The organism is Microcystis sp. M113S1 (assembly GCF_020246945.1).
Taxonomy (GTDB): domain Bacteria; phylum Cyanobacteriota; class Cyanobacteriia; order Cyanobacteriales; family Microcystaceae; genus Microcystis.
Map to the genome: position 1 here is coordinate 1 of NZ_JADBSA010000029.1, position 7,517 is coordinate 7,517.

At 44.6% G+C, this 7,517-nt stretch carries 7 protein-coding genes and 1 pseudogene; 5 read left to right on the forward strand and 3 right to left on the reverse strand.

Annotated features, from left to right (window positions below; genetic code table 11):
• Positions 1-152, reverse strand: a 152-nt coding sequence (locus IM319_RS01775; RefSeq protein WP_287734389.1) for a helix-turn-helix domain-containing protein, incomplete at its 3' end; no start/stop codon positions are given.
• 297 nt (positions 153-449) lie between these two features.
• Here IM319_RS01775 and argC point away from each other — a divergent pair.
• The gene (gene argC, locus IM319_RS01780; RefSeq protein ID WP_286825586.1) at positions 450-1,511 is read left to right on the forward strand and encodes an N-acetyl-gamma-glutamyl-phosphate reductase; all 1,062 of its coding nucleotides are present in this window, start codon (positions 450-452) and stop codon (positions 1,509-1,511) included.
• Between the two features lie 166 nt (positions 1,512-1,677).
• Here the strand turns inward: argC and IM319_RS01785 are convergent, their stop codons facing one another.
• Complete coding sequence (locus tag IM319_RS01785) at positions 1,678-2,970, reverse strand: D-alanyl-D-alanine carboxypeptidase (protein WP_287734387.1); 1,293 nt, start codon at positions 2,968-2,970, stop codon at positions 1,678-1,680.
• 149 nt (positions 2,971-3,119) lie between these two features.
• Between IM319_RS01785 and plsX the strand changes: the two genes are divergently transcribed.
• From plsX to fabD, 3 genes are all read left to right on the forward strand, one after another.
• Positions 3,120-4,175 carry a phosphate acyltransferase PlsX gene (gene plsX / locus IM319_RS01790; RefSeq protein WP_287734390.1) on the forward strand — a complete coding sequence of 352 codons (1,056 nt, stop codon included), beginning with the start codon at positions 3,120-3,122 and terminating at the stop codon, positions 4,173-4,175.
• Between the two features lie 378 nt (positions 4,176-4,553).
• The gene (locus IM319_RS01795) at positions 4,554-5,555 is read left to right on the forward strand and encodes a beta-ketoacyl-ACP synthase 3 (RefSeq protein WP_286825584.1); all 1,002 of its coding nucleotides are present in this window, start codon (positions 4,554-4,556) and stop codon (positions 5,553-5,555) included.
• 285 nt (positions 5,556-5,840) lie between these two features.
• Entirely contained in the window at positions 5,841-6,767 is a 927-nt protein-coding gene (gene fabD, locus IM319_RS01800; RefSeq protein WP_287734388.1) for an ACP S-malonyltransferase, read from the forward strand.
• A gap of 250 nt (positions 6,768-7,017) precedes the next feature.
• Here fabD and IM319_RS22325 read toward each other — a convergent pair.
• A pseudogene (locus tag IM319_RS22325) lies at positions 7,018-7,113 on the reverse strand (PEP-CTERM sorting domain-containing protein); the annotation flags it as partial.
• Positions 7,114-7,397: 284 nt separating this feature from the next.
• On the opposite strand from IM319_RS22325, the gene IM319_RS01805 reads away from it, so the two are divergent.
• On the forward strand, positions 7,398-7,517 hold a 120-nt coding region (locus IM319_RS01805), incomplete at its 3' end, for a DUF2887 domain-containing protein (protein WP_287633213.1).

Below are 7,517 nucleotides of genomic sequence, written 5' to 3' on the forward strand. Positions count from 1 at the left end.
GTATATCCTACTCTTTCTTGTCTTTCGTACCATGCTTGTGTTCGTTCGTGGAGAGCTTTGTTGTAAACCAATCTTACACAGCCCAAAGTGCGCCGCAATAGCGACTCTTGTTCTGGTGTGGGGTAAAATCGAAACGAATAGGCTTTTTCCATATTTCACATTCTGGCATATATCGTGTAAATGCGCTAGTATTTAACAGTAAAGCCGTCGTGAAACGACGGGGTTTCAGACCCAAAATTTTCGATGAAAGATTCCCTCAAACGAAAACTTCGTACCTCATCATTAAGATAACCGCCTATTGATCAAGAGAAATTGACGGTTTATGGACAACCCGGCCCAGATACTAGATTTTTACAGGAAGTTTTTTGATTTAAATCCTGCTGGTTGGGCTAAAATTCAGCCATACTAAAGCGTTATATTAACGATAAGAATTTTTAGGAATAAGGGAAATGACGCAAGGACAGAAGGTTTCAGTGGGTATTGTCGGCGCTTCGGGATATGGTGGCGTACAGTTGGTACGTTTGCTCAAAGAACATCCCCTTGTCGAATTAGTGTATCTGGGGGGCGATAGTAGCGCTGGAAAACCCTACAGTGATTTATATCCCCATCTCGGTCATAGTATTAATCTTAATGTGGAGGCGATCGATTTAGAGACAATTGCCTCCCGTTGTCAAGTGGTTTTCTTGGGTTTACCCAATGGTTTAGCCTGTGATTTAGCCCCTCCTTTGATCGCTAAAGGGTGTAAAGTGTTGGATCTGTCGGCAGATTATCGTTTTACTAGCCTAGAAACCTATAGTAAATGGTATGGCAAGGAACGTCAGGATCAAGCGATCGCATCTAAGGCTGTGTACGGTTTACCGGAACTTTATCGGGAAGATATTAAAAATGCCTCTTTGATCGGTTGCCCCGGATGTTATCCTACTGCTAGTTTAATGGCGATTTCTCCCCTGTTAAAACAGGGTTTAATTGTCCCGGAAACCACGATTATTGATGCCAAATCGGGAACTTCGGGGGGAGGAAGACAAGCTAAGATTAATATGTTATTGGCAGAAGCAGATAGTTCGATCGGGGCCTATAATGTAGCGGGAAAACACCGTCATACTCCTGAAATCGAGCAGATTTGCAGTCATTTAGCCGGTCATGAGGTGCGCGTCCAGTTCACTCCCCATTTAATGCCTATGGTTCGGGGTATCCTGTCCACAGTCTATGCAACTTTGCGGGATCCCAATCTGGTGCGGGATGATTTGATCACTATCTACAATGCTTTTTATCGCGCTTCTCCCTTTGTCAAAATCCTACCGGGGGGAGTCTATCCGCAAACTAAATGGGCCTGTGGTACTAATTTATGTTATCTCGGTATTGAAGTGGATCCGAGAACCGATCGAGTGATAGTGATGTCAGCGATCGATAATTTAGTTAAGGGACAATCGGGACAAGCGGTACAATGTCTCAATCTCATGATGGGTTGGGAAGAATCCCTTGCTTTGCCGCAAATGTGTTTTTATCCTTAAAAATTCGGCTCTCTTGGATATTGGGTAAAAAATGTTCAAGATGTTACATTATGGGCGCAAGCGTTGCGTCCCTACATTCCAGCCGGTGTGATTAGTAGGGGCCTATAGCGTAGGCCCTCCCTTCGATAAGATTCGCTGATCACCATAACCTCTTAGCCAATCAATTCTAGAAACCCTGACTTACCCGACTGGGATCACCTAGAAAGGCCCTTGGCGGAATCGATCCTTTAGTGGCTTCCGGGAGAATTTGCCAGTGTTGATCTAAAGCTTGTAAAACTCGATCCTGCTGATTTCTGAATCCCTCGATATTGCTACTACCGGCATTCATGATTACAAACCAAACTTTACCCCTTTCTTGGGTGGGAATTTCTCCGGCTAAAGCACTAACTTGGGCCAAAGTTCCAGTTTTAATCATCACTCCTTTGGGAATGGCGCGCCACTGCATAGTTCCTTTGGTATCGCGTCCCCCCACCGGAAATAAATCGGCGACTTTGATCGGTTGATTGGCTAACTTGCGATCCAATGCTTTAAGAATCTCAATAACTGCTCGGGGAGACAAGCGATTTTCTACCCCCAATCCCGAACCATTAATTAATTGAATTTCCTCCGCTCCTACCCCAGTAATTTTAGTATTAATTGCGTCCACTGCCGCCGGGCCACCGAGCAGCTCCGCTAACATTTCTGACATGACGTTATTACTATAAATATTCATCTGACGCAACAGTTCCGTTAAAGTCAAGGACTGATGGCCCAACAATAATCGGGCATTTTCGGGGCGAATTTGACTGGCTCGAACCATGCCCAAAATCTTCACCTGTGGGGCTTGTGTGCCGCTAGGAAGGCTTTTAAAAGCTTTTTGGGTTTCTTTTGACCATTTTGATTGATCAAGCCCAATTTTCAGCAATTGTCCCGCTTTGAGGGGATCGGTTTGAAAATTCATGGCGAATTTACCCGTAACGATCAGATCGCCTTTGACCTGACGGATGCCTAATTGATGGAGGCCATTGCCCACTGCGATCGCTTCTTCCCAGACAAATAGAGGATCCCCTTCCCCTTCAATAATTAAATCTCCCTCTAACACCCCGTTTTTTACCTCTCCCGTGCTGTAAAAACGAGTAGCAAAACGATGATCGAGAGGCCAGGTTTCCACGGCGGCGAGAGTAGTGGCGATTTTAGTCAAAGAAGCCCCCGAAGCGGGCAGATTACCCTGATGATCAGCTAAATCAGCCCATTCCGTCTCAATTAAGACCCGTTGTTGACTAGAGTTTAAACCTTTTTTAGTCAAGTCTTGCAGATAATCGGCCACGATCGCCGCCACCCGGGGATCGGGAGCGGTGGGAAGGTGGAAAATAGGTTGATTTTGCCAAGAAATTAGGGGAATATTGGCGATCGGTTGGGATTGCCCCCCCAACCAACCCAAGAGAAAGCCGAAAACTGCCAAATTAAAAACTGAGAACATCTTTTCCTTAATCGCAATGATGCCTTATTGTATAGAAATGATTGGTAATTTTTAACAATTGCTCGATCAGAAAACACTAATCCTCGATCGGCCAGCTTTTGTCAAGAGCTGCCGCTCAACTTATTAAAGATTTCTATCCCACTGACTCAATGGCAGAAACGGCATTAAATCGGGCAAGAATCGCGGTAGATGCGATGGGAGGTGACCACGCTCCCAACGAGATTATCGCGGGATCGATGCGAGCTTCCGAAGAATTAGATGTAGAAGTATTATTAGTCGGCGATTCTGAACGGATTGAGGCTTATTTCCAGCATCATCCCCGTCCCAAGAATCTCACGATCGTCCACGCGGAGGAAGTGGTGGCTATGGACGAAGAGCCGATCACCGCTATCCGTCGCAAACCAGCGGCCTCGATTAATGTGGCCATGGATTTAGTCAAACAAAATCGCGCCGATGCGGTGGTGTCCGCCGGTCACTCCGGGGCAGCCATGGCGGCAGCGTTACTGCGTTTAGGTCGTTTAAAAGGAATCGATCGCCCGGCGATCGGTGCGGTGCTGCCGACGATGTTAGCGGGTAAATCGGTGATTATCCTCGATGTCGGGGCGAATGTGGACTGTAAACCCAAATATTTGGAGCAGTTTGCCCTAATGGGGACAATTTACAGTAAATACGTTATGGGTGTTGAAGATCCGAAAGTCGGTTTACTCAATATCGGCGAAGAAGCCAGCAAAGGTAACGATCTCGCCCTAAAAACCTACGAATTATTGGAAAATAACCAGCAAATTCCCTTTATCGGCAATGCTGAAGGCCGGGATGTGCTATCGGGACAATTTGATGTGATCGTCTGCGATGGTTTTGTTGGTAATGTCCTGTTAAAATTTGCCGAAGCGGTGGGAGGAGTTATCCTACAAATTCTCAAAGAGGAATTACCTAGGGGGATACAGGGTAAAGTGGGGACGGCTTTAATTAAACCCAATCTGAAACAGATCAAACAACGCATGGATCATGCGGAACATGGTGGTGCGCTGTTATTTGGAGTCGATGGGGTCTGTGTGATCAGTCACGGCAGTTCCCAAGCGCCTTCGATTTTTAATGCCATCCGACAGGCGAAAAATGCCGTCGATAATCGCGCTTCTGAGCGCATTCAAGCCTACAATGACCACCATCATCAATTAAAAAAGTTGTCGGTGAACGGTGAAGATTAAGCCGTCAGCCTTTTGCTGTTATCAGTAAACAGTAATCAGTGAAAAGACAGTAGGAAACTGCTATTTAATACTGCTCACTTAATACTCAAATCTGGTAACTGATGACTGACCCACTGATGACTGACATCATCAATTAAAAAAGTTGTCGGTGAACGGTGAAGATTAAGCTGTGAGTCATCTTGAAGCGGTCAGGAGACAGGAGACAGGAGACAGGAGACTATTTTTATTTATTCTTCCCACTTCCCCACTTCCCCACTTCCCACTTCCCACTTCCCACTTCCCACTTCCCACTTCCCACTTCCCACTTCCCACTGATAACTGATAACTGATAACTGATAACTGATAACTGATAACTGATAACTGATAAGGGGGACTATTTTGAACGGATTCGGGGCAGGAGTCGCTATAACTGGATGTGGATCGGCCACACCGGAGCAATTTCTCAGTAATGAAGAACTCAGCCAAATTGTCGAGACTTCCGATGAGTGGATTAAAAGTCGTACAGGCATCGGTAAACGCCATTTAGCGGATCAATCGGTGTCTTTGAGTCAATTAGCAGCCCAAGCGGCGATTAAGGCTCTAGAAATGGCTCAGGTGTCGCCTAGGGACATCGATCTGATTCTCTTGGCTACTTCTACCCCCGATGATCTGTTCGGTAGTGCCGCCCAAGTTCAAAGTCAGATCAAGGCCAATCGGGCGATCGCTTTTGATCTCACCGCCGCCTGTTCGGGTTTTCTGGTGGGATTAGTCACCGCCACCCAGTTTATCCGTACTGGTACTTACCGCAATGTCTTGGTTATCGGGGCCGATGTTCTCTCCCGTTGGCTGGATTGGAACGATCGCGCTACCTGTGTCCTCTTTGGAGATGGGGCAGGGGCGGTGGTTTGTCAAGCAAATGAGACAAAAGATAACATTCTCGGTTTTGAACTCCATAGCGACGGCAGCCAGAATGGTTCTCTCAATCTCGCCTATGAGGGGGAAGAATTGCCCCTTAAGGAGGGCGTAAGCGTTCAAAAAGGGACCTATAAGCCCCTAAGGATGAACGGACGGGAAGTCTATCGTTTTGCCGTGGCGAAAGTGCCAGAGGTCATCGAAAAAGCTCTCTATCGAGCTAATTTAACCACCAGTGATATCGATTGGTTAGTTTTGCACCAAGCTAATCAAAGAATTATGGACGCGGTGAGCGAGCGCCTGAAACTGCCTCCGGAAAAAGTGATCAGCAATCTCAGCGAGTATGGCAACACTTCCGCAGCCTCGATTCCTCTAGCCCTCGATGAAGCTGTCAGGAGTGGTAAGGTCAAAAAAGGTGATATTATTGCTTCTTCTGGCTTTGGTGCCGGTTTAACTTGGGGTGGGATTATCTTCCGTTGGGGAGATTAATTCAGTAAACAGTAAACAGTAAACAGTAAACAGTAAACAGTAAACAGTAAACAGTAAACAGTAAACAGTAAACAGTAAACAGTAAACAGTAAACAGTAAACTAAAAACTCACATCTGATAACTAAAAACTCACATCTGATAACTAAAAACTCACATCTGATAACTGATAACTGATAACTGATAACTGATAACTGATAACTGATAACTGATAACTGATAACTGATAACTGATAACTGATAACTGATAACTGACCCAAACACATCTATCTATCTATTTTAAGAACTTATGAAAACAGCGTGGATATTCCCAGGACAAGGATCGCAAGCGTTAGGAATGATTGGAGATTTAGCGGAAAGTGCGCTTGGCCAAGAGAGATTAGAAATAGCAGAAAGAATCCTCGGTTGGTCGGTCCTGGAAAAATGTCAAGGGGATGAAGAAACCCTATCTCGTACTCTTTATACCCAACCTTGTTTATTTGTGGTGGAGAGTATTTTAGCGGATTTGTTGCAAGAAAAAGGTCATTTTCCCGATCTAGTTGCCGGTCATAGTCTCGGTGAATATTCGGCTTTGTATGCGGCCAGGGTGTTTAATTTTGAAACAGGATTAAATCTAGTTCAAAACCGTTCCCGTTTGATGGATGCGGCCGAAGGTGGTAAAATGGTCGCCTTAATGAAATTTGATCGCACCAGTCTAGAGACAGTGATTAATCAGACGGAAAATGTAGTTATTGCTAATGATAATAGTGCCGAACAAGTGGTGATTTCTGGGACTCCTGAAGCGGTGGATTTGGTATTAGGTCAAGTGAAAGTTAAGCGGGTTATGCCCTTAAAAGTATCCGGTGCTTTTCACTCTCCCTTGATGGAAAATGCTGCTATTCAGTTTCAGCAGATTTTAGAATTAGTTAATTTTCGGTCTGCAAAAGTTCCCGTTATTTCTAATGTTAATCCTAGCCAACCGATCACCGATGCGGAGGAATTAAAAAGTTATCTCATTCAGCAGATGACTAGCTCCGTAAGATGGCGAGAAATTATCTTAAAATTGCTGGATGTGGGTGTGGAAAAAGCGATCGAAGTGGGACCAGGTAAAGTTTTAACTGGTTTAATTAAACGAACTGTTCCTGCAATTGAGTTAGAAAATATCAGTCAATTAGCCGATATATCCAAGGGTAACGAAGATGTTAAATTGCAGGGTTCATTAATTGGTGTTGGTTAAATTATCTAGCAACATTTTCGACAAAGGAAGTAAATTGATGGATACCTAAGGTTTGCGGCAAAAAGTTTTTCGGTGGGGGTAGGGTGTGGGGTGTGGGGTTTTACCAGTTTTGAGGTGGCCAATTACCTAATTTTCAGGGAAAAAGTGCCTAAATTTCCCCCCGATCACTCCCATATCCAGTAATTTTTAATTGACAAAAGGTCTAAAAGTCTTACCCAACAAGGTTTTTAGCTTTATTCAGCAAACCCTAGGTAGCGGTAAAAATAGCGGCCTGGGCGGGAATGGCACTGAAAACGGCACAAGTCACCGGGGGAAGGCAAAGGGCTTTTAGCAGTTGATTAGTCATTTTTGATTGATTGCAAGTTTAAGAATGGGGAAAAACTGCTATTTATACCCCATAAATCATTGCTTAATAGTAATAAGCATCATAATCCTACCCCCCCCCGAATTTGTCAAGTATTCTCCGTTTTTTATTGATGAATCCGGAAAAAAGCCCATCAGGGAGAGAGTGGAAGGGTTCGCCAAGGAAACATCCCAAATTAATCGGTAATGATTAAGATTGCGCTATTTTAGGGGTTAGGGGGGATCAAAACGTCCTAATCTTAGCGGGTACTGCTATAAAATAAGAGCATGAAAACTGACACGATTTTTTATCAACTCTTTCAATCTTTCCCCTCTATCTTCTTTGAATTAATTCAACTCCCTATCAACGAAGCCAATAACTACCGCTTTGACTCAGTGGAAGTCAAA

Excerpts from the sequence above, each read along its gene's own strand:
- argC (WP_286825586.1), top strand. The coding sequence starts at position 450 with ATGACGCAAGGACAGAAGGTTTCAGTGGGTATTGTCGGCGCTTCGGGA.
- IM319_RS01785 (WP_287734387.1), bottom strand. The coding sequence starts at position 2,970 with ATGTTCTCAGTTTTTAATTTGGCAGTTTTCGGCTTTCTCTTGGGTTGG.
- plsX (WP_287734390.1), top strand. The coding sequence starts at position 3,120 with ATGGCAGAAACGGCATTAAATCGGGCAAGAATCGCGGTAGATGCGATG.
- fabD (WP_287734388.1), top strand. The coding sequence starts at position 5,841 with ATGAAAACAGCGTGGATATTCCCAGGACAAGGATCGCAAGCGTTAGGA.